The organism is Treponema sp. R80B11-R83G3 (genome assembly GCF_054786115.1).
In genome coordinates this window covers 1-285 of record NZ_BDHF01000591.1, presented here as the reverse complement: position 1 = coordinate 285, position 285 = coordinate 1, and the positions used below count along the sequence as shown (strand labels likewise).

Genomic DNA, 285 nt, shown 5'->3' with positions numbered 1-285 from the left:
TTATTCCAATTTCCCGGTTGGAACAGTTGGAAATCGCAGGTAGAGAGCGTGATAGCGGCCAAGCTCGCTTCCTCTGCGGAGAATTTTTACGGGTATGAGATTTGGAACGAGTGGCATGGGACTTGGTAATTGTCAGCACATAAGCGTCCCCGTTCTGCGGATTGTCGTTGCGGTGCGGGCTGCCGCCCCAGACGGTTTCCTCGTTGATCTGCAATTCTTCGCGGGCAGGATTGCCATAGACCATAGCGCCAAGACGCCCATTGCCCAACGGAAGCGCCTCTGTCC

General features: G+C 55.1%; 1 protein-coding gene. It reads right to left on the bottom strand.

Features of this window, described 5'->3' with window-relative positions:
- The coding region (locus ACYVRH_RS15115) for a glycoside hydrolase N-terminal domain-containing protein (protein WP_461257671.1) at positions 1-285 on the bottom strand (285 nt) is incomplete at both ends.